Source organism: Pseudomonas monachiensis, assembly GCF_047345015.1.
Lineage (GTDB): Bacteria > Pseudomonadota > Gammaproteobacteria > Pseudomonadales > Pseudomonadaceae > Aquipseudomonas > Aquipseudomonas monachiensis.
Map to the genome: position 1 here is coordinate 689,542 of NZ_CP178857.1, position 21,398 is coordinate 710,939.

Genomic DNA, 21,398 nt, shown 5'->3' on the forward strand with positions numbered 1-21,398 from the left:
CGACACGCCTTACCTCTGTACGAAAATTACTTTCACCTCGTTTGAAAATCGCCTGCCGAAATGTTTTAAGAGTTTCACAAGTATTTCGACGTGACCCTCTCGAGGAGTACCGCATGACCCTGTCCTTCGGCTATTGGCTGCTGGTGTATGCCGCCATCGCCATCATCGCTCTGATCGTTCTGATCGCTCGCTACCGGCTCAACCCGTTCATTGTCATCACCCTGATTTCCATCGGCCTGGCGCTGGTGGCGGGCATGCCGCCGTCCGGTGTGGTGGGGGCGTACGAGGCCGGGGTCGGCAAGACCCTGGGGCACATCGCGCTGGTGGTGGCGCTGGGCACCATGCTCGGCAAAATGATGGCCGAGTCCGGCGGCGCCGAGCAGGTGGCGCGGACCATGATCGACCGTTTCGGCGAGAAGAACGCGCACTGGGCGATGGTGTGCATCGCGTTTCTGGTGGGGCTGCCGCTGTTCTTCGAAGTCGGTTTCGTCTTGCTGGTGCCGATTGCCTTTACCGTGGCGCGGCGCGTGGGCGTCTCGATCCTGATGGTCGGCTTGCCGATGGTCGCCGGGCTGTCGGTGGTGCATGCGCTGGTACCGCCGCACCCGGCGGCGATGCTGGCGGTGCAGGTGTATCAGGCATCGGTGGGGCAGACCTTGATGTACGCGATCCTGATCGGCATTCCGACCGCGATCATCGCCGGTCCCCTGTACGCCAAGTTCATCGTGCCGCGCATTCAGTTGCCGGCGGAAAACCCGCTGGAACGCCAGTTTCTTGAGCGTGAACCGCGCGACAGCCTGCCGGGCTTCGGCATCACCATGGCGACCATCCTGTTGCCGGTGGTGCTGATGCTGATCGGCGGCTGGGCCAACCTGATTTCCACGCCGGGCACCGGTTTCAACCAGTTCCTGCTGTTCATCGGCAACTCGGTGATCGCGCTGTTGCTGGCCACATTGCTGAGTTTCTGGACCCTCGGCCTGGCCCAGGGCTTCAACCGCGAGTCGATCCTCAAGTTCACCAACGAATGCCTGGCGCCGACCGCCAGCATCACGTTGCTGGTGGGCGCCGGCGGTGGCTTGAACCGGATTCTGGTGGACGCCGGCGTCACCGACCAGATCGTCGGCCTGGCCCACGAGTTTCATTTGTCGCCGCTGTTGATGGGCTGGCTGTTTGCCGCGCTGATGCGCATCGCCACCGGTTCTGCCACTGTGGCCATGACCACCGCTTCAGGTGTGGTCGCGCCAGTGGCCATTGGTCTGGGTTATCCCCATCCAGAGCTGCTGGTGCTGGCGACTGGCGCCGGGTCGGTTATCTTTTCCCACGTCAATGACGGCGGTTTCTGGTTGATCAAGGAATACTTCAACATGACCGTTACCCAAACCTTCAAGACCTGGACCGTGCTCGAGACGTTGATCTCGGTCGTTGCCTTCGGCCTGACCGTTGGCCTTTCTTACCTGATTTAGCCGGAGCCACTTGCATGGACATCCTCTACCAGATCCGCGCCCGTCAGGACTCCTTCAGCGCCGGTGAAGGACGTATCGCTCGCCTGATGCTCGACGACGTAGGATTTGCCGCCTCCGCCAGCCTCGATGAGCTGGCGCTGCGGGCGGAGGTCAGCAGCGCCACGCTGTCGCGCTTCGCTCGCACGGTCGGCTGTAAGGACCTGCGTGACCTGCGCTTGCAACTGGCCCAGGCCAGCGGCGTCGGCAGCCGCTTTCTCGACCCGGCGGGCACGCCCGAGCAGTCGGCGTTCTACGGGCAGATCGTGGGCGACATCGAGTCGACTTTGCGCCAGCACCTGGCCGCGTTCGATGAGTCGCGTTTCGCCGATGCGGTGAAGCTGCTGGGCAAGGCGCGGATGATTCACGCTTTCGGCATGGGCGGTTGCTCGACCCTGTGCAGCGATGAACTGCAAGTGCGCCTGGTACGCCTCGGCTATCCGATTGCGGTGTGCCACGATGCGGTGATGATGCGCGTCACCGCCGCCAGCCTCAGCGCTGAACACGTGGTGATTGTCTGCTCGCTGACCGGGATCACCCCGGAGCTGATTGAAACGGTGGAGCTGGCGCGCAACTACGGCGCACGCATTCTGGCCATCACCCGGGCCGATTCGCCGCTGGCGCAGTTGGCCGACATCGTCCTGCCCCTGCAAAGCGCCGAAACCTCGTTCATCTACAAACCCACGGCGGCGCGCTACGGCATGCTGCTGGCCATCGACGTGCTCGCCACCGAGCTGGCGCTGGCCAATCCTGAAGACAATCAAGAACGTCTGCGGCGGATCAAACTCGCCCTCGACGAATACCGCGGCGGCGACGATCACTTGCCGCTGGGAGACTGACATGCAGTACGACACGCTGATTCGCAACGCCCTGATCATCGACGGCAGCAACAGCCCCGGATACCCCGCCGACGTGGCCATTCTCAACGGGCGCATCGAGCGTATCGGCGACTTGCGCGATGCCCGTGCCAGCGAGGAAATCGACGCGCAGGGCCATGTGCTGGCGCCGGGTTTCATCGACGTGCACACCCATGACGACACCGTGGTGATCCGTCAGCCGCAGATGCTGCCCAAGCTCAGCCAGGGCGTGACCACGGTCATCGTCGGCAACTGCGGGATCAGCGCGTCACCGGTGATTTTGCGTGGCGATCCGCCGGACCCGATGAACCTGCTGGGCACGGCCGCTGCGTTCGTTTACCCGACCTTCGGCGACTACCGCGCGGCGGTTGAAGCGGCGAACACCACGCTGAACGTTGCCGCACTGGTCGGCCATACGGCGTTGCGCAGCAATCATCTGGACGACCTGTTCCGCACCGCCACGGTGGATGAAATCAGCGCGATGCGCGAGCAATTGCGCGAAAGCCTGGAGGCCGGCGCCTTGGGCCTGTCCACTGGCCTTGCCTATGCCAGCGCCTTCTCGGCATCCACCGAGGAAGTGATGCAACTGACCGAAGAATTGACCGCGTTCGGGGCGGTCTACACCACCCATTTGCGCAGCGAATTCGAACCGGTGCTGGAGGCCATGGACGAGGCGTTCAAGATCGGCCGCCATGCGCAAAGCCCGGTGATCATTTCCCACCTCAAATGCGCCGGCGCCGGTAACTGGGGGCGCAGTCCGCAGCTGCTGGCGTCCCTCGAACAGGCGGCGAAAACCCACCCGGTGGGTTGCGATTGTTATCCGTATGCGGCGAGCTCTTCGACCCTGGACCTCAAGCAGGTGACCGATGCCCATCGCATCACCATCACCTGGTCGACGCCGCACCCGGAAATGGGTGGCCGCGACCTGATGGACATCGCCGCCGAATGGAATGTGCCGTTGCTGGAGGCCGCTCGCCAACTGCAACCGGCCGGTGCGGTGTACTACGGCATGGATGAGGCGGATGTCCGCAGAATCCTCGCGCATCCGCTGTCGATGGTCGGCTCCGACGGCTTGCCGGAAGATCCGTTTCCGCACCCACGGTTGTGGGGCGCATTCCCTCGGGTGCTCGGACATTTCAGCCGTGACGTAGGACTGTTCCCGCTGCACACCGCCGTGCACAAAATGACCGGGTTGTCGGCGGCACGCTTCGGTTTGAAGGCGCGCGGTGAAATACGCGAAGGCCATTGGGCTGACCTGGTGTTGTTCGATCCGGCGACCATCCGTGATGTCGCCGATTTCAACGATCCGCAGCGGGCGGCGCAAGGCATCGAAGGGGTATGGGTCAACGGTGTGTTGAGCTACCGCGATGGCCAGGCCAACGGGCGCAGGGAAGGGCGGTTCCTGGCCCGGGAAGGGGATTTGCGCACGGGTTTTCAGTGAGTTTCGAGGACTGCGTCAAACCCGGTGGGTTTGGCGAAACTCGCCGGGCGGCATCCCGCGCCGGCTTTTGAATGTGCGGTGAAACGAGCGGGGTTCGGTGAAACCCAGGTACTGGGCGATGTCCTGGATCGGCAGGGTGCTGTTGAGCAGGTAATGCTCGGCCAGCTCCTGGCGCAGGTCATCGAGGATCTGCTGGTACGACGTACCGGCCAGATGCAGTTGGCGTTGCAGCGTGCGCACTGACACGGCGAGATGCTCGGCCACCTGCTCTTTGCGGGGCAGGCCTTCCTTGAGCAACTTTCGCAGGATGCTTTTGACCCGCTGTTCCAGCGACGCGTCCTCCAGAGTGGCCATCAATCCCTGGGCATGTTCTTCCAGCGTGCGCAGCAATTGCGCATCGGCCTGGCGCAATGGCAACTGCAAATACGGCAACGGGACAATCAGCGCCGAATAAGGCTGGTCGAACAGTACCGGACAGTCGAAGAACTGCTCGTACTCGGCCAGCGTCGTGTCGGCGGGGCAGGCATGTTCCAGCCAGACGGCGGCCGGCGACATCTGCGTGTCGGCGATCCAGCGCGCGTATTGCAGCCAGGAACCGAGCACGTTTTCCACCAGGTGCCGGCGAATTCGCGGGCGCTGATGGCGGCATGTCCAGATCAGGTGCACCTCGCTGCCTTGCACCTCGGCGCGGCTGACGCCCATGTCGCCCACCAGTTTCTCGAACGGCATGATGCGGCTCATGGCGTCGCCCAGTGTCGCGCAGTTCATGGTGATGTAGCCCAGCACGCTCCAGGAGTTGGGCAACACGAACCGCGCGGCGTTGAGACCGAACAACGCATCGCCCGAGTGTTCGCAGAAGTAATCGAGCAGCCGTTCGTGGGCCTCACCCGGCAACCGCAGGCTGTTGTCACTCAACTGCTGTGCCTGCAACCCGGCAGCCGCCAACGCAGGCTCGATGGTCATGCCCAGTTGTTCGGCATGACGCAGGTATTTGAGCAGCGGCGGAACTGAAGTGAAGCCCAGGGATTGCATGATCGTATTCCTTTGATCAAGGCCCGCGTGCGCGGATGAATGCCCTGAAAGGTAATTTGAAACCACGGCTAAAGTAAATGGCTGACGCCTGCGCGACGTTTGACTCAATTGGCTACTCGAACTGGCCCGATGCGACCGTGACACTTTCGGGCGGCTGACTAGTATGGGGGCCTGAAATATCACTGATCAGAACCGCAAAAGGACACACGCATGCGACGCTGGAACGGCTGGGGAGATGCAACCACGGTGGTCGAGCTGCCGGCCCAGGGCGCGAGTTTTCTCGCCCGGCGGGTGGGTGACGGTCGAGCGCTGCCCGATGCGACGCTTGAGGCGGCATTGGCCCGCGTGCCCCCGTCGCGGTTGCAGCAACACTTCTTGTACAGCGTGGATGCCCATGATCGTTTGCTGCATGCGCGGGGCCAGAGCCTGCCGGACTGGCTGGCGTTGCGTGAGGGCGCGCTGGGAAATTATCCCGACGCCGTGGCCTATCCCACGAGTGCTGAACAGATTCGCCGGTTACTGCTGCTCGCCCATGAACAGGACCTGTGCCTGATTCCTTATGGCGGCGGCACCTCGGTGGCCGGTCACATCAACCCGCCGAGTTCCGCGCGGCCGGTGGTGACGGTTTCCCTGGCCCGCATGAATCGCCTGCTGGACCTCGACGAAGAGAGCCTGCTGGCCACCTTCGGCCCCGGCACCAGTGGACCGCAGGTGGAAAGTCAGCTGCGTGCCCGTGGTTACACCCTGGGGCATTTCCCGCAGTCGTGGGAGCTGTCGACCCTGGGTGGTTGGGTCGCCAGCCGCTCCAGTGGCCAGCAGTCGCTGCGCTATGGGCGGATCGAGCAACTGTTCGCCGGCGGCACCCTGGAAACCTTTGCCGGCCCTTTGGACATTCCCTCCTTTCCGGCCTCGGCGGCCGGGCCCGATCTGCGCGAGGTGGTGTTGGGCTGTGAGGGCCGTTTCGGGATCATTTCCGAGGTGAAGGTGCGGGTCAGCGCACTGCCCGCCGATGAGCGTTTCTATGGTGTGTTTCTGCCCGATTGGCCCAAGGCGCTGCAAGCTATCCGCCAGTTGGCCCAGGCGCGCGTGCCGCTGTCGATGTTGCGCCTGTCCAACGCGGTGGAAACCGAAACCCAGTTGGCGCTGGCCGGTCACCCGCAGCAGATCGCCTGGCTGGAAAAGTACCTGGCCCTGCGTGGCGCCAGCGCGGGCAAATGCCTGCTGACGTTCGGCGTGACCGGCAATCGTCGGCAAAATGCGCTGTCCCTGCGTCAGGCCCGGCAGCACCTCAAGGCGTTCGGCGGGGTGTTTACCGGCACCTTGCTCGGCAAGAAGTGGGCGCAGAACCGTTTTCGTTTTCCCTACCTGCGCGAGAACCTGTGGAACGCCGGTTACGTGGTGGACACCCTGGAAACGGCCACTGACTGGAGCAACGTCGACAACCTGCTCACGCTGATCGAAAACAGCCTGCGCGACGCCTTGGCTGCCGAAGGCGAGCGGGTGCATGTCTTCACCCACCTTTCCCATGTCTACGGCGAAGGGTCGAGCATCTACACCACCTACGTGTTTCGCCCGGCGGCGGACTATCCCGCCACCCTGGCGCGCTGGCAGGCCCTCAAGCACGCGGCCAGTCAGACCATCGTCGACAACCATGGCACCATCAGTCACCAGCATGGCGTGGGCAAGGATCACGCACCGTACCTGCGGCGGGAGAAGGGCGCGCTGGCGATGGACACCCTGCAGGTATTGAGTCGGCATTTTGATCCGGCCGGGCGACTGAACCCTGGCACGCTGTTGCAGGAGTGACGGCGCCATGAGCCTGGACTGGAACGCGGCGTGGCGACAGCGGGTGCTGCCGACGCTGGCGGATGAAACCTGGGACCTGATCGTCATCGGCGGCGGCATCAGCGGCGCCGGCATCCTGCGCGAAGCTGCGCGCCGTGGCTGGCGTTGCCTGCTGCTGGAACAGCGCGATTTCGCCTGGGGCACCTCCAGTCGCTCCTCGAAAATGGTCCATGGCGGCTTGCGTTACATCGCCAAGGGGCAGTGGCGCCTGACCCGCGACTCGGTCCGTGAACGCCAGCGCCTGCTCGACGAAGCGCCGGGGCTGGTGGAACCGATGAGTTTCATGATGCCGCACTACCGTGGCGGCTTTCCCGGACCTCGGATGCTGGGTGGTTTGTTGTCCGTTTATGACGCCTTGGCCGGGCGGCGCAGCCATCACTTCCATGACGCGCAACAACTGCGTTATCTGGCGCCCGGGGTGAAGGAACATGACCTGCTGGGCGGCACCTGTTTTATCGATGCGCTGACCGATGATGCCCGTCTGGTGATGCGCGTATTGGGCGAGGCCCGGGCCGACGGTGGCGTGGTGCTCAACGGCTTGCGCGTGCAGCAATTGCTGCGTGAAGAGGGGCGCGTTTGCGGGGTTCAGGTCGAAGACTGCGAGGGCGGCGGATTACTGACATTGCGTTGCGGTGTGCTGGCCGTGGCCACCGGCGCGTGGGCCGAGCGCTTGCGCCTGCCCGATGCCCCTCGCCAGTTGCGCCCGTTGCGTGGCAGTCATCTGTTGTTGCCGGGCTGGCGCCTGCCAGTGGCGCAAGCCTTCACTTTCCTGCACGAGCGCGACCGTCGACCAGTGTTCGTTTTCCCTTGGGAGGGTGCCACGGTGGTCGGCACCACGGACCTCGATCATCGCGAGGATCTGGATGAGAGCGCGAGCATCAGCCTGGATGAACTCGACTATCTGCTGGCGGCCTGCAGCCAGCAGTTCCCCCAGGCCGAAGTGGTCGCTGCCGATGTGCTGTCGACCTGGTCGGGTGTGCGCCCGGTGGTGGGCAGTGCGGCGGGTGAGCTCAAACCGTCGAATGAAACCCGCGAGCATGTACTGTGGCAGGAGCCGGGTTGCGTGACCCTGGCCGGCGGCAAGCTGACCACCTTTCGCCCTCAGTCCATCGAAGTGCTCAAGGCCTGCGCGGCCATGCTCGATCGTCCATTCGTTGATGACGCCGCGCCGGTGTTCGCCGCTGTGCCACCGTTGGCGATACCGGGGCTCAGCGCCCATCGGTGGCGGCGCCTGGCCGGGCGGCATGGCCGTGACCTGCCGAGGCTGGCGAAGCTGATCACCGAACTGGGCCACGACACCATCGGCGGCACTGACACCTTGTGGGTGGAACTGGCCGTTGCCTGCGATGCAGAAATGGTCCTGCACCTGGATGACCTGCTGCTGCGCCGAACCCGCCTTGGCTTGTTGTTGCCGCGCGGTGGCGAGGATTATTTCGCTGCCATTGGCCAACTCTGCCAACCGCGACTGGGCTGGGACGATGAGCATTGGCAGCAGGAATTACAGCGTTATCGGGCGTTGTGGCAACGCCATCATGGTTTACCGGATGCCGCGCATTGATGCCCCTTGAAGAGAGCTCCATGGATAACCACCCGAACAAGCGTTACCTGTTGGCCATCGACAATGGCACCCAGAGCGTGCGCGCGCTGCTCTTCGACCTGCAGGGCAATCTGCTGGGCAAAGGCAAGGTCGAGTTGCAGGCCTATTACTCGACTCAACCCGGCTGGGCCGAGCAGGACCCTGAGTATTACTGGGCAAAACTGGGTGAAGCTTGCCAGCAGTTGTGGACGCAGACCGGCATCGATCGTTCGCAGATTGCCGGAGTCTCCCTGACCACCCAACGCGGCACCGTGATCAACGTCGATGCCCAGGGCAAGGCGCTGCGTCCGGCGATCCTGTGGCTCGATCAACGCCAGGCCGAAGTCAAGGGCGGCATCAAGGGGCCGTGGGGCTGGCTGTTCAAACTGGTCGGCGCGCAAGCCACGGTGGACTACTTTCGCGCCCAGGCCGAGGCCAACTGGATCGCCCGCAATCAGCCTGGAGTCTGGGCGGCGACCGACAAGTTTCTGCTGCTTTCGGGGTTTCTCACCCACCGCCTTTGTGGGCGCTTTGTCGATTCGGTGGGTTGTTGCGTCGGTTACCTGCCGTTCGACTTCAAACGCCTGAAATGGGCCGCCCCCACCGACTGGAAATGGCAGGCGCTGGCGGTGCGTCCCGAGCAACTGCCGAGCCTGTACAAGCCTGGTGAAACCCTCGGCCATATCAGCGCCGAGGCCAGCCGCCACACCGGCATTCCCGAGGGGCTGCCGCTGATCGCCGCAGGTGCCGACAAGGCCTGCGAAGTCGTGGGTTCCGGTGTCGTCGACCCAGGCACCGTGTGCCTTTCCTACGGCACCACGGCGACGATCACCAGCACCCGCTCGCGCTACCTGGAAATCGTCCCGTTGATTCCGCCTTACCCGTCCGCAGTGCCGGATCAATACAACTGCGAGGTGATGATTTATCGCGGTTACTGGATGGTCAGCTGGTTCAAGAACGAGTTCGGCCTGCGGGAAATGCAGCAGGCCAAAGCCCAGGGCGTGGAGCCCGAGCAACTCTTCGATGCGCTGGTCGACGCCGTGCCGCCGGGTTCCATGGGGTTGATGCTGCAACCCTACTGGTCGCCCGGCATCCGCGAGCCGGGTGTGGAGGCCAAGGGCGCGATGATCGGCTTCGGCGACGTGCATACCCGCGCCCACATTTACCGGGCGATCCTCGAAGGCCTGGCGTATGCCTTGCGTCAGGGCATGGAGAAAATCGAGAAGCGCTCGAGGGTCTCCATTACGCGCTTGCGTGTTGCCGGAGGCGGTTCGCAGAGTGATGCCGCGATGCAACTCACGGCGAACATTTTCGGCCTGCCGGCCGAGCGTCCGCATGTCTACGAAGCGTCCGGCCTGGGCGCGGCCATTTGCTGCGCGGTGGGCCTGGGGCTGCACGCGGATTTCCCCACGGCGATGGCCGCCATGACTCGGGTCGGTGCGGTATTCATGCCGCAACCCGAGGCGCAGCAGATCTACGAGCGACTGTACAAAGAGGTCTACCTGCGCATGTATCGACAGCTCAAGCCGTTGTACCAGAGCATCCGCAAAATCACTGGTTACCCGGCCTGAAAGAACACCGCAGATCTCCCCTGTAGGAGCTGCCGAAGGCTGCGATCCTTTGATCTTCGAGTCCGCCAAAATCAAAAAATCGCAGCCTTCGGCAGCTCCTACAGAGAACCATAGGCAACTTTGCACGTGGCGCTATCGGAGAACTTTTCTGGTGAGATTGGACAGTGTCAGGGGCAGGGTCGGTTGTTAGGCTCAACCCCCACGGCACATCCAATAAGAACCAGGCAATGAAGCTGACATTCCTCCTGTTGCTGCTTTGTGCAACGGCCCCTACTGCCTGGGGCTGGTCGAACCATACAGTGGGCAGCTACCTGGCGTTGCAGGATCTGCCGACGTTGCGTGATGCGCCACAGGTCGAAGTCGAGCCGCTGGAGCAGTTTCTTTCGCAGCAATACCAGGCCGTGAGTGCGCTGCTCGATGAGCAGGAAAACTTCGCCCGAGAGCACTTCACCCAATACCCGCCGCGCCCCGACAACCTGCGATTGCCGGCCATGCCCGGGGACAATCTGCGCCACGACTTCCTCACCGCACTGCGCATCAATCCCGGGGTTCATCTGGCGATGGTCATCCAGCCGCTGCCGGGCAAGGATCTGCCCGAGCGTGAGCACCTCAAGGCCGAACAAGTCATGGTGGAGCAGACGCTTTCGCCGTGGACTCGCCAGCGCTTCATCCGCGTCACCGACAACGAAAAAGTCGCGCCCCTGGCCGTGTTGGCCAGCGCCGCCGATGAGCCGGATTACGGCCACGACATCAACCTGTTCAGCGACAACCCCGGCGACGTCGGCGCGTTGTACGGCTTCGGCCCGCAGCCCTTCGGTGACGCGCGGTTTCAGTACAGTTCCCAGGCGCCTTTCCATATGGGCTTCTTCCATGAAAATCCGGTGGTATACGCCGCCGCCGGATTTCTTCAGCGCAGCTGGCCGGACTGGCGCGCCTACCAGTACATGGGCTTGGCGCGACTGGCGTTTGCCACTGGCCATCCCTATTGGGGTTATCGATTCCTAGGTTGGGGCCTGCACCACGTTCAGGACCTGACCCAGCCTTATCACGCCAAGCCGCTGCCCGGTGTCGAACTGGCGAGCCTGCTGGTGCTGGAAGGCAAGGCCCTGGCCGGCTTCGATGCGGACAAGCATGCGGCCATCGAACGGGTCGCCACCCGGCACATGGAAGTGGAGAAGTATCAGTCGGCCTGGCTTCGTCGCCTGCTGCGCGCCGGCCAGGCACACCCGATGCTCGACGTTTATGCCGACTCTGCACAGGACGCCCGTTATCCGCCGTACTCGGTGGACTACCTGCGCGAAGTAGTGAGTGCCGAGTCCGTCGACGAATCGGCGGTATTTGATGAAGCCATCGGCCAGTGGCTGGACACGGCACCGATCACCAGTGATTTCAGCGGCGGCAATCAGCTGCAGCGCGAAGACTTCGACCATCCGGCACTTAACCAGCAGCTGTTCAAACTGCTGGGGCATTTCGGCGCCCACAGCCGGATTTACGCCCGTGCGGGAATGGCGCCACAGCCATCGCAGCAATAGCTTCAGAACACAAAAACAATAAAACCAGGGAAAGAGGAAAGGATCATGAGCACTCGATTTCGCCTGTCTGGCGCGGCGCTTCCCGGCGTGGGCCTGGCAGGGCTGCTGCAACTGTGCGCGGTCGACGGCGTGCAGGCCAAGGAGTTCAGCGTGCTGGACAACCAGATCACCGGTTCATTCGACAGTACCCTGTCTTATGGCCGTTTGTGGCGGGTCCAGGGCCGGGACAAGAACAACGATGACGTCAACACCAACGACGGCAATCGCAACTTCGACACCGGGCTGGTTTCCGAGGTGTACAAGATCACCTCGGAGCTCGAGGCCAACTATCAGAACTACGGGATGTTCGTGCGCGGCACCGCGTTCTATGACACCCAACTGATGGACAAGCGCAACGATTACTACCGCAACAACAACCCGTCGCAACCCAGCCAGAGTTTCCCGCAGGACGACCACTTCACGGACCAGACCCGCGATATCGCCGGCAGCCGGGTGGAGATGCTCGACGCCTACCTCTACGGCAACTGGGACGTCGCGCAGATGCCGCTCACGGCACGCATAGGGCGCCAGGTGTTCAACTGGGGCGAGGGGATTTTCTACCGTGGCGGGATCAACACCACCAACCCGGTGGATGCGGCCAAGTACCGTCTGCCCGGGGCTGAAGTCAAGGAAGTGCTGGTACCGGTGGAAGCGCTGAGCTTCAACATTGGCCTGACCGACAGCCTGACCATGGAAAGCTTTTACCAGACGAACTGGAAGGAAACCCGCATCGACCCGGTCGGTACGTTCTACTCGCAGACGGACCTGTTCGCCGACGGCGGCAACACCGCCTACAACAACTTCAGCGGTACCGCGCTGGACACCCCGGTGCCTGGCTTCGGCAACGTGATCGATCTGTACAGCGCGCTGGGCAACAACCCGTTGCTCAACCAGGCCCTGAGCACCACCGGCCTGTACGCCAACGGGGTCACCCCGGCCTTTGGCAACACCGTCAAAGTGGCCACGGTCGGCAAGGATTTCAATGCGCGCAACGACGGCCAGTTCGGTTTCGCTTTTCGCTACATCGCAGAAGAACTCAACAGCACCGAGTTCGGGTTGTACATGGTCAACTACCACGCCAAGGAGCCGACCATTTCCGCCGATCTGGGCGGGTACCAGGGCATCGACATGAATGCCCTGACCAACCTGTTGACCGGTGTCGCCGGCAGCCAGGCGGGGCAATTGGCCAATGGCCTGGCGACCATGGATGTGCTGGGCAATATCCAGGCGCATCGGCGCTACGCCGAAGACATCCGCATGTACGGCTTCAGTTTCAACACCACCCTGGGCCAGGCGTCGGTGTTCGGTGAAGTGGCCTATCGGCCGAACCTGCCCATCGGGGTCGCCGCCACCAACGACCTGATCGGCGACCTGGCCAACGGCGCCGCTGCAGCGGCAGGCGGCCAGACCATCAACATCGGCGGGCAGCAGGTCACGCTCGACAGCCAGATCAATAACGCCGAGCGGGTGGAAGCGTTCAATACGTCCCTGGGCACCATTTACAACTTTGGCCCGAGCCTGTCATTCGACTCGCTGTTCGGCGTATTCGAGCTGGCGTCCGAGCACCTGCGCGGCAGCAGCCTGCAATACACCGCGTATGACGGCAGTACCCGTTACTACGCTGGCACCGGAAACTTTTCCTATGTGTCCGGCGGCGAGCGCAGCGACCAGGTCAACCGCAACTCCTACAGCTACACCGCGATGCTCAACGGCACCTGGAACGACGTGTATGCCGGGGTCAACGTCTCGCCTTATGTCGTCTACAAGGATGACTTCGAGGGCAACAGCTACCAGGCGGGCAACATCATCGAGGGCCGCAAGGCCTACACCCTGGGGATCAAGGCCAACTACCAGAACAAGCTGGAGGCCGAGCTGCAATACACCGAATTCTACGGCGGCGGGCAGGACAACGGCCTGCGTGATCGCGACAACGTCGGCTTCAACCTCAAGTACTTCTTGTGAAAGCTCATTCCCCTGTGGGAGCGGGCTTGCCCGCGATGGCGGCAGCACATTCGACATCCATGTTGACTGATCCACCGCTATCGCGGGCAAGCCCGCTCCCACAAGGACTGGGTGCAGTGCATCTGCCTTTAATTCGGAGAACGATCATGTTTCACACTTCACAACTGACCAAGACCACGCTGGCGCTGTTCCTGAGCCTGGCCGCCGGCAGCGCACTTGCTGCGATCACGCCCCAGCAAGCCGAGCAGTTGAAAACCACGCTGACGCCGCTGGGGGCCGAGCGTGCCGGCAACGCGGCCGGGACCATTCCGGCCTGGAACGGCGGTATCACCCAGGCGCCGGCAGGCTACAAGCCGGGCCAGCATCACCTGGACCCCTATGCGGCGGACAAGCCGCTGTTCACCATCACCAAAGCCAACCTTGAACAGTACAAGGCCCACCTCAGCCCGGGTCAGATCGCACTGTTCAACAGCTACCCCGACACCTTCCAGATGCCGGTCTATCCCTCTCGCCGGTCGGGCTCGGCACCGCAGTGGCTGTACGACAACACCTTGAAAAACGCGACCTCGGCCAAGCTGCTCGATGGCGGGACCGGTTTTGCCGAAGGCTACGGCGGTGTGCCGTTCCCGGTGCCCAAGGATGGCATCGAGGTGCTGTGGAACCACATCACCCGTTATCGCGGCATCTATGTGGTCCGTCGTGCTTCCGAAGCGCCGGTACAACGCAACGGCAGCTTCGCGCTTGTAACCTCGCAGCAAGAGGGGCTCTTCAACTATTACCGCCCGGGTGGCCAGTTTGCCGACCTGAAAAACATCCTGTTCTACTACCTGGCATTCGTGAAGAGCCCGGCCCGGCTGGCGGGCGGTGCGGCATTGGTTCACGAGACCCTGGACCAGCTCAAGGACCCGCGCCAGGCCTGGGTCTACGACGCGGGCCAACGCCGTGTACGCCGGGCGCCGAACCTCGCGTATGACACCCCGATCGCCTCATCCGACGGCCTGCGCACGGCGGACGATACGGACATGTTCAACGGCTCGCCAGACCGCTACGACTGGAAGCTCAAGGGCAAGCAAGAGGTCTACATTCCCTATAACAATTACAAAGTCGGCAGCCCTGAGGTGAAGTACGAGCAGTTGCTCACACCGGGCCATCTCAACCCGCAATTCACCCGTTATGAGCTGCATCGGGTCTGGGTGGTCGAAGGCACGCTCAAGCCGGGTGCGCGGCATATCTATTCCAAGCGCGTGCTGTTTCTGGACGAGGACAGTTGGGGCGCCGCCCTGGTGGACCAATACGACGGGCGAGGGGAGTTGTGGCGGGTGTCGATGGCCTACCTGAAAAACTTCTACGACCTGCCCACCACCTGGAGCGCACTGGACGTATTCCATGACTTGCAGGCGCGTCGTTACTACGTGCAGAACCTGGACAACGAAGAGCCGGCCACAGTGGACTTCGCCCAACCGGTGCCGGAAGACGCGTACTTCATGCCGTCGGCATTGCGCCAGCGTGGGACGCGGTAAGCGGCGCAGCACACCCTTTCAGATGCAGTCTGTGAGAACGCAATCACGAGCGGGCTCGCTTCCACAGGGTTTTCAGAGCCGTTCACAGATTCTATGTTCGACTCTTTACCTGTGGGAGCGGGCTTGCCCGCGAATGGGTCTTCCAATCACCGTGGGTATACGGTCAGACGCGGAAGTGGCTCACCATCTGCTGCAATTGACCACCCAACCGCGCCAGTTCAATGCTGGACTTGGCGGTCTCATCGCTCGCCGCTGCGGTCTGTTCGGACACATCGCGCACGTTGATGATGCTGCGGCTGATCTCTTCGGCCACGGCGCTTTGCTGTTCGGCAGCGGCGGCGATCTGCTGGTTCATCGACTGGATGTTGGACACCGTGCGGGTGATGTTCTCCAGTGACTCGCCGGCCTTGCGGGTCAGGGCCACGCTGCTGTCGGTGAGGACGCGGCTGTTGTTCATCACCGCCGACACTTGTTGCGTGCCGTTCTGCAGGCCGGCTACCAGGCCTTCGATTTCCTCGGTGGATTTCTGTGTGCGCTGGGCCAGGCCGCGGACCTCGTCGGCCACCACCGCAAAACCTCGACCGGCTTCACCGGCACGTGCCGCTTCGATGGCGGCATTGAGTGCCAGCAGGTTGGTCTGTTCGGCGACGGCCTTGATCACGTCCATGACGCTGCCGATCTTGTCGCTTTCCTTTTGCAGCACGCTCATGGCCTCGGTGGAGCGCACCACTTCGTTGGCCAGGCGCTCGATCTGGGCAATGGCTTCGTTGACCACTTTGTCACCCTCACGGGCTTCGCCGTCCGCCGCCGCAGCGGCTTGCGAGGCTTCTTCGGCGTTGCGCGCGACTTCCTGCACGGTGGCGGTCATCTCGTGCATGGCGGTGGCCACCTGATCGGTCTCGACTTTCTGGCTGTTGACCCCGGCACTGGTCTGCTCGGTCACGGCCGACAGCTCTTCGGCGGCGCTGGCGATCTGGGTCACGCCGTCGCGGATGCCGCTGATCAAGTCGCGCAGGGTCACACCCATGCGCGCGATGCCTTGCTGCAACACGCCGAGTTCGTCGCGACGGGTGACCAGCACGTTGTGGGACAGGTCACCGCTGGCGATGCGATCGACCACCGCCAGGGTTTCGCGCAATGGCCGGGTGATCTGGCGAGTGATGACCACGGCGGCAATGATGCCCACCAGCAGTGCAAGCAACGTGCTGATCAGTTGCAGGGTCCGGGCCTGGGCGCTTTCGGCATCACGTCGGTCGAGCTGGATCTGATACAGCTGATCGCTCTGGGACACGATGGCCGCGCCCTGGTCGGTCATTTCCTTGCGCGCTTGCACCGCGTCATTGCTGGCGGCTTTATAGGCCTGCAAGGCGCTGCGGTAGTTGCCGAGCGCCGTTTCAAGCTGACGCAGGGCGTCTTGCTGGGAGTCGGCGAAATGCGTGTTCAGCGGTTTCAGGCTGGCGATGGCGGCGTCCAGTTGGCCGACGGCTTTTTGCTCGGTCTCGGCATTGGTACTGGCGGTGTAGCCGCGCACTTCGTAGCGCGCCAGCAGGAACGCTTCCTTGGCCGCGGTGATGGCCTGGAACTGTTCGAAGCGCTGGTCGTTCAACGGCATTTGCTGCACGCGGGCATTGATGTCATTGATCAGCGTGTTGGCGGTTTCGGCGTTGGCACTCATGGCGTCGCGGGCGCTGTTGCCGGCGCGATAGGCGCTGCGCATCTTGCCCAGGGACGTCCTGTAGGCGTCGATGACGGCGCCTTGCTCGCGCAGCAGCTTGAGGTTTTCCGGGCTCTTGAACTTCGCCAGCAGGGCTTGCTGCTGGGCCGAGAAGGCGTCGAGGGTAGTCTGTACGTTCTGCGCGGCGGTTTCGTCGCCGTTGGTCAGCATGTATTGCAGGCGAACCACGCGCAGCTTGGTCAGGCCGGCGTTGAGCTGGGTGATGTCACTCATCCAGTTGCTGCGGTCGATCAACCCGCCCAGGCTGGTCCAGCCGGTCAGGGCCAGGACGCAGGTCAGTGCCAGGACCAGGCCAAACCCCAGGCCCAGTTTCAGGTTCACGCTGATGTTGCCGAACCAGCTATTCATCTCATTCCTCCAGGAACTTGGTACTTCTTTATCGTCGGTTGGCTGGAAGATTGTTTTTTTTGGAAGCCGCCAAGCTGTGTAAGCAGGATGTATCGGCAGCAATCCCGGGAGCTGAAAGGATTTTTCCGAACGGATTCTGTAACAAAATTTTTACAGCGCTTTTAAGCTTTTTTTCACAAACGTTTCACCAGTCACCGACGCACGTTTCCTTAACCTGCCGGGATCTAATGAGGCAGTGTTTGCTGGCGAGGCAGCGTGATGTGGAATTAAGACTGAGTCTTTTCGGGATAAAGCGCTCGATCGATCTGAGCCGCTTCGCCCGTTATCGCAACGCTGCGGTAGTGTTGGCCTCGGCGCTGCTGGTGATCCCGTTGACGGTGTTCTTGCTGCGACCTGCCGCCGTTCCGGACCTGGCTCACGGCAATGTGAGCGGTGCACAGGCGTTGATGACCGGATGGGCCAAGGGCGACCTGATCGTTCTGGTGCGCCACGTCGAGCGCTGCGATCACTCCTCGGCGCCTTGCCTGGTTGGCAACGATGGCATTACCGAGCGTTCTCGTCGTGTTGCCGAGAACCTCGGGGCACAGTTCAAACACCTTGGCCTGGGCAAGGTCGATATCTACAACAGCCCGATCCAGCGCACTGCGCAGACTGCCAACTTCATGTTCAACAAGGTTGGCACGGGGGAAGACTGGCTGATCAGTTGCAAGGGCACCATGCTGCGCGACGCGCTGGCGCACAAGGTGGCCGGGCGCAACATGATTCTGGTGACCCACAGCGAATGCATGGACCAACTGGAAAAAGAGCTCCATTTGCCGACTTCGACCCTGGGTTACGGGGCCTCTCTGTTTATCTCCGCCGAATCGCCACAGGCTCCGCGCATGCTTGGCTTTATCGAAGCATCGGATTGGCCGACGGTGACGCCCCGTTGAATTTCACCATCCCTTTGAATCAGGACTGAGCATGCTGACCGCTTCCCGCTACCGCTTTTACTGGATGAATTTTGGTATTCCGCTGGCCTGCGCGGTCGCGGTATTCCTGATGTTCGACATGACCAGCATCGACATCGCTTTCAACAATTACTTTTTTGATCCGGTGACGCAGACGTACCCGTTGGACCAGGTCCATCTGTTCGAAAAAATCACCCACAAATGGGCGCGAATCATTCCGAACTGGACCGGCGAAATTGCGATTATCGGTGCCTTGCTGTCGTTTCTCTGGCCACGCCTGAAGGCTGAAAAACACGCGAAAATCATCGCCTTCCTGGAAAAAATCAAAGTCGCACCGATACTGCGCTTTGCCAACCGCCATCGACGCGATTTTCTCTACGTGGTGTTCGCGTTCTCCATCAGCACCGGGGTGATTCACTACCTCAAGGGCCACACCAGCGTGTATTGCCCGATCGAGACGACCCTGTACGGCGGCAAAATGGAGCACGTCGAGTGGTACGAGAATTTCGACCTGCTGAAAGTCGCTGGAGAGGGGCGCTGCTGGCCGGGCGGACATGCGTCGGGCGGCTTCACCATGCTGGCGTTGTACTTCGTGGCTCGCCGTTATCGCTGGCGCTATTCGAAAGCGATCATGTACGGCTCGCTGGCACTCGGTTTCATCTATGGCACCACGCGAGTATTGCAAGGGTGGCACTACATGTCCCACACCTTCTGGGCCGGGATCTTCGTGTGGCTGGCGTGTTTGCTGACGGCGCTGGCGTTTTACGGGCGAGCGAGGCTGGAACAGCCGGTGCTCACCAGAGCGGAACAACCGGTGTTGGCGACTCAGACTCAACCTGTGAATTGAGTCGTTGTTGAAGCGCAAAACCCGCATCTCGAAAGGGGCGGGTTTTTTGTTGCCCGAGGAAACCTTCAGTGAGTCTCGGATTGCGAATTCGCAGACAAAAAAAAGCCCGCGGGAGGGCGGGCAAACCGTAGTTTCTTGAATGAGCGAGGGCAATGTACAGGCTGGCGTGAGGGGGTGGGGTGAAGAAAAATTCATCTGGATCAAAGCCCTGTACCAGAGCTTGCGACACCGCTACGGCAAATGATCCGCGGCAAGGTCGACCTCCGACCGGGCACGCAAGCGGCCCTTGCGGCAGCGTTGGTGTCGATTGTGTTGGGGATATTGGTGGGGGGAGACGGGGTGTAAGGCAAATTCGCAATAATGTTCTGTATACGATACATTTAAATATAAATGTCACGGTAACTGAACATGGAATACGTCCTGCTGATATCCCGACTCGGTAGCCAAATACGTGAAACGCGTATCAGGCGCGGTCTGACACAAGCTCGACTTGCTGAGCTCGCCGGTTTGACGCGGCAGAAAGTCATTGCTGTCGAGCAGGGTGTCGATACTGTTGCCATGAACGCTTACGCAAGAGTCTTGAGCGCTTTGGACTGCCAGCTCACCGTTATACCGGCGGCCATGCCGACCCTTGAAGAGCTTGGGGAGTTGTTCGAATGAAAATGACCTCCCTCAAAGTCAGTACCCCAGAGGGCCATAGCGGCCGAATCCTCACCAGCGGCGATAATTATATTTTTCGCTATCTAGAAGACGCTTTACCCAACACCTCCATCAGTCTGTCGATGCCCGTGCGGGCTGACGAGTTTCGTCGGCGGGATCTGCATCCCGTATTCCAGATGAACCTTCCTGAAGGCTATATGTTGGAGCAGTTGCGCAATCGCCTGGCGAAAACCGTAAATGTCGATCCAATGTTGTTGCTTGCTCTTTCTGGCAGCAGTTCGCCAATTGGCAGGATTCAGGTGCATTCCGAAACCGTTGATGCCCTGCTTGGCGAACAGCAGTTCCCTGGAGAAAAACTCGAAGAAATTCTCACCTGGGATGGAGCGGAAGATATCTTCGCCGACCTTCTTGACCGCTATATTTTACGGGCAGGTATATCGGGTGTTCAGCCGAAGGTTTTGGTGCCTGAGCAGCAAGATTTCGAATTGCGACGAGCCACCTCGAAAACCTCTGACTTGATAATCAAGAGTGGCCGGGATGAGTTTCCAGGACTGGCCATCAATGAGTTCCTTTGCATGTCCATTGCCAAGGAGGCGGGCATTCCAGTCCCGCAGTTTTACCTGTCCGACAATGCAAGGCTGTTTGTCATGCGTCGCTTTGATCGGGACGACCAGCTTAACCCGATTGGATTCGAGGACATGGCCGCACTGATGGGGCTCTCGGCCGATCAGAAATACAGCAAAAGCTATGCTGCCATAGCCAAAGCGATTCGGCTGTTTTGCCCGGCAAACAATCAACGAACCTCGCTTGATCAACTTTTCGATTACATAGCGCTGAGCTGCATCGTTGGGAACGGCGATGCTCATTTAAAGAACTTCGGCTTGCTCTATTCGGAGCCGACCCAACGTGACGCGCGCCTCGCGCCGGCATACGACATCGTTAATACGACGGCCTATATCCCTGAAGATGTTTTGGCGCTAGACCTTATGGGTAACAAGTCGTTGTTTGCTTCCCGTCAGGGGTTGTTGGAGTTTGCACAGACGTGTGAGGTGGAACATCCTGAGTTGCGGATTCAGCGATTGCTTGCGGCAGTTGAGTTGGTGCTGAAGCGCTACCCTGAGTTTCGGGAGCAGGCGCCTCATGTGGTGAAGGCAATACAGCACGCGGCAGCCCCTTTCGCCCTGACGTTTGGGTAGTTTCAACATCAATTAAAATGGGCGATTTCAGGAAAGTCGCCCATTTTGTTTTCCGAGATCAAACCTGCATCCGCAACCGCCGCCCAACCACATCCAGCAAATCGCATCCATCGCGCAGGGACGTGACCAGCACCCGCGCCAGTTCGCTGTAAACACCCTCATCAGCCGCGAAACTCTCTAGCAATTGCGTCGCGGTTCGAATGCGGTAGGCAGCTGTTTCATGCAGTACATCCAGTGGTGCTTCGGTGTCGATCAGCAGCGACGCGATGGTGCAGTCGATGCCGGTCATCGGCATGTATCGATCCATCTCAAGCCTCCACTTCGTCGAGTGGCGCGATGTTGTCCAGTGCCCGGTTCACCAGCAATTGCGCCAGCACGGCCAACTGCTGGATCGCCAGGGCGATGTTGCGAGGCGAACTCTCAAGCTCGCAGGCAAGGTCGGTGCTCATGACGTTGAGCGAGGCCAGGGTTTCACTGGCGTGGGTGAGCAGGGCCGGTGTGTCGATGTTGGGGCGCAGGGTGAAGACGTGGCTGATGGGATCTAGGTGATTGGGGTCGCGGAGGCGGGCGCTGATGGTGGGTTCGGTGGTTTTGGAGAGTTGGGATAAGTCGGGTGTTTCGATAGTCGAGTCGGGTGGATTTGGGGCTGTTTTTTTCATGATGGAGATCCTGGTCTATTCATAGGAGCTGCCCCGGTTTTCAGTCTGTCAAAACTGGTCACTGATTTGCAGCGACCTCTAAAGGCTATCTGTGAGGTGCAGCATCCGCCAGTTCATGAAAGGCGACGC

The 21,398-nt window shown here is 61.4% G+C and carries 17 protein-coding genes and 1 pseudogene; 13 read left to right on the top strand and 5 right to left on the bottom strand.

All coding sequences use genetic code 11. The features are described from left to right. The first annotated feature begins 113 nt into the window (after positions 1 to 113). From ACMDB8_RS03005 to ACMDB8_RS03015, 3 genes are read left to right on the top strand one after another with little or no spacing between them, the layout of a single operon-like run. Positions 114 to 1,463 (top strand): gluconate:H+ symporter, encoded by a 1,350-nt coding sequence (locus tag ACMDB8_RS03005; protein WP_056728145.1) that lies wholly within the window; start codon positions 114 to 116, stop codon positions 1,461 to 1,463. Positions 1,464 to 1,477: 14 nt separating this feature from the next. Then, a complete protein-coding gene (locus ACMDB8_RS03010; RefSeq protein ID WP_046038631.1) occupies positions 1,478 to 2,338 on the top strand; it encodes a MurR/RpiR family transcriptional regulator in 861 nt (286 codons plus the stop codon). A 1-nt stretch (position 2,339) separates the two neighbouring features. Beyond that, a complete protein-coding gene (locus ACMDB8_RS03015; RefSeq protein WP_223542529.1) occupies positions 2,340 to 3,797 on the top strand; it encodes an N-acyl-D-amino-acid deacylase family protein in 1,458 nt (485 codons plus the stop codon). A 15-nt stretch (positions 3,798 to 3,812) separates the two neighbouring features. Here ACMDB8_RS03015 and ACMDB8_RS03020 read toward each other — a convergent pair whose 3' ends face one another. Further along, positions 3,813 to 4,829, bottom strand: coding sequence for an AraC family transcriptional regulator (locus tag ACMDB8_RS03020; protein WP_409078324.1), 1,017 nt, complete (start codon positions 4,827 to 4,829; stop codon positions 3,813 to 3,815). Positions 4,830 to 5,039: 210 nt separating this feature from the next. On the opposite strand from ACMDB8_RS03020, the gene ACMDB8_RS03025 reads away from it, so the two are divergent. The 6 genes from ACMDB8_RS03025 to ACMDB8_RS03050 all read left to right on the top strand — a co-directional run bounded on the left by ACMDB8_RS03025 (position 5,040) and on the right by ACMDB8_RS03050 (position 14,874). After that, positions 5,040 to 6,635 (top strand): FAD-binding oxidoreductase, encoded by a 1,596-nt coding sequence (locus ACMDB8_RS03025; RefSeq protein WP_223542527.1) that lies wholly within the window; start codon positions 5,040 to 5,042, stop codon positions 6,633 to 6,635. Between the two features lie 7 nt (positions 6,636 to 6,642). Next, complete coding sequence (locus ACMDB8_RS03030; RefSeq protein WP_409078323.1) at positions 6,643 to 8,232, top strand: glycerol-3-phosphate dehydrogenase/oxidase; 1,590 nt, start codon at positions 6,643 to 6,645, stop codon at positions 8,230 to 8,232. A gap of 20 nt (positions 8,233 to 8,252) precedes the next feature. Continuing rightward, on the top strand, positions 8,253 to 9,821 hold the full coding sequence (locus ACMDB8_RS03035) for an FGGY-family carbohydrate kinase (protein ID WP_056728155.1): 1,569 nt from the start codon (positions 8,253 to 8,255) through the stop codon (positions 9,819 to 9,821). Positions 9,822 to 10,048: 227 nt separating this feature from the next. Next, complete coding sequence (locus tag ACMDB8_RS03040; protein ID WP_409078322.1) at positions 10,049 to 11,353, top strand: phospholipase; 1,305 nt, start codon at positions 10,049 to 10,051, stop codon at positions 11,351 to 11,353. A gap of 45 nt (positions 11,354 to 11,398) precedes the next feature. Continuing rightward, positions 11,399 to 13,354 (top strand): DUF1302 domain-containing protein, encoded by a 1,956-nt coding sequence (locus ACMDB8_RS03045; protein WP_223542525.1) that lies wholly within the window; start codon positions 11,399 to 11,401, stop codon positions 13,352 to 13,354. A gap of 146 nt (positions 13,355 to 13,500) precedes the next feature. After that, positions 13,501 to 14,874 (top strand): DUF1329 domain-containing protein, encoded by a 1,374-nt coding sequence (locus ACMDB8_RS03050; protein ID WP_223542524.1) that lies wholly within the window; start codon positions 13,501 to 13,503, stop codon positions 14,872 to 14,874. Between the two features lie 163 nt (positions 14,875 to 15,037). On the opposite strand, the gene ACMDB8_RS03055 is transcribed toward ACMDB8_RS03050, so the two are convergent. Both ACMDB8_RS03055 and ACMDB8_RS03060 read right to left on the bottom strand, forming a co-directional pair. Further along, positions 15,038 to 15,901: a methyl-accepting chemotaxis protein gene (locus tag ACMDB8_RS03055; RefSeq protein WP_413966579.1), complete on the bottom strand. Its 864-nt coding sequence runs from the start codon at positions 15,899 to 15,901 to the stop codon at positions 15,038 to 15,040. Between the two features lie 42 nt (positions 15,902 to 15,943). Further along, positions 15,944 to 16,957, bottom strand: a pseudogene (locus ACMDB8_RS03060) (methyl-accepting chemotaxis protein); the annotation flags it as partial. Positions 16,958 to 17,217: 260 nt separating this feature from the next. On the opposite strand from ACMDB8_RS03060, the gene ACMDB8_RS03065 reads away from it, so the two are divergent. The 4 genes from ACMDB8_RS03065 to ACMDB8_RS03080 all read left to right on the top strand — a co-directional run bounded on the left by ACMDB8_RS03065 (position 17,218) and on the right by ACMDB8_RS03080 (position 20,610). Further along, on the top strand, positions 17,218 to 17,889 hold the full coding sequence (locus ACMDB8_RS03065; RefSeq protein WP_409078321.1) for a histidine phosphatase family protein: 672 nt from the start codon (positions 17,218 to 17,220) through the stop codon (positions 17,887 to 17,889). A 31-nt stretch (positions 17,890 to 17,920) separates the two neighbouring features. Further along, on the top strand, positions 17,921 to 18,754 hold the full coding sequence (locus ACMDB8_RS03070) for a phosphatase PAP2 family protein (protein ID WP_056728163.1): 834 nt from the start codon (positions 17,921 to 17,923) through the stop codon (positions 18,752 to 18,754). Positions 18,755 to 19,162: 408 nt separating this feature from the next. After that, the gene (locus ACMDB8_RS03075) at positions 19,163 to 19,414 is read left to right on the top strand and encodes a helix-turn-helix domain-containing protein (protein WP_056728165.1); all 252 of its coding nucleotides are present in this window, start codon (positions 19,163 to 19,165) and stop codon (positions 19,412 to 19,414) included. Then, positions 19,411 to 20,610 carry a type II toxin-antitoxin system HipA family toxin gene (locus tag ACMDB8_RS03080; RefSeq protein ID WP_056728167.1) on the top strand — a complete coding sequence of 400 codons (1,200 nt, stop codon included), beginning with the start codon at positions 19,411 to 19,413 and terminating at the stop codon, positions 20,608 to 20,610. Before ACMDB8_RS03075 ends, ACMDB8_RS03080 begins: the two co-directional genes overlap by 4 nt. Positions 20,611 to 20,668: 58 nt before the next feature. Here ACMDB8_RS03080 and ACMDB8_RS03085 read toward each other — a convergent pair whose 3' ends face one another. Continuing rightward, positions 20,669 to 20,917 carry a hypothetical protein gene (locus ACMDB8_RS03085; protein ID WP_056728170.1) on the bottom strand — a complete coding sequence of 83 codons (249 nt, stop codon included), beginning with the start codon at positions 20,915 to 20,917 and terminating at the stop codon, positions 20,669 to 20,671. A 1-nt stretch (position 20,918) separates the two neighbouring features. Further along, entirely contained in the window at positions 20,919 to 21,269 is a 351-nt protein-coding gene (locus ACMDB8_RS03090) for a DUF6124 family protein (protein WP_409078320.1), read from the bottom strand. Between the last annotated feature and the right edge of the window lie 129 nt (positions 21,270 to 21,398).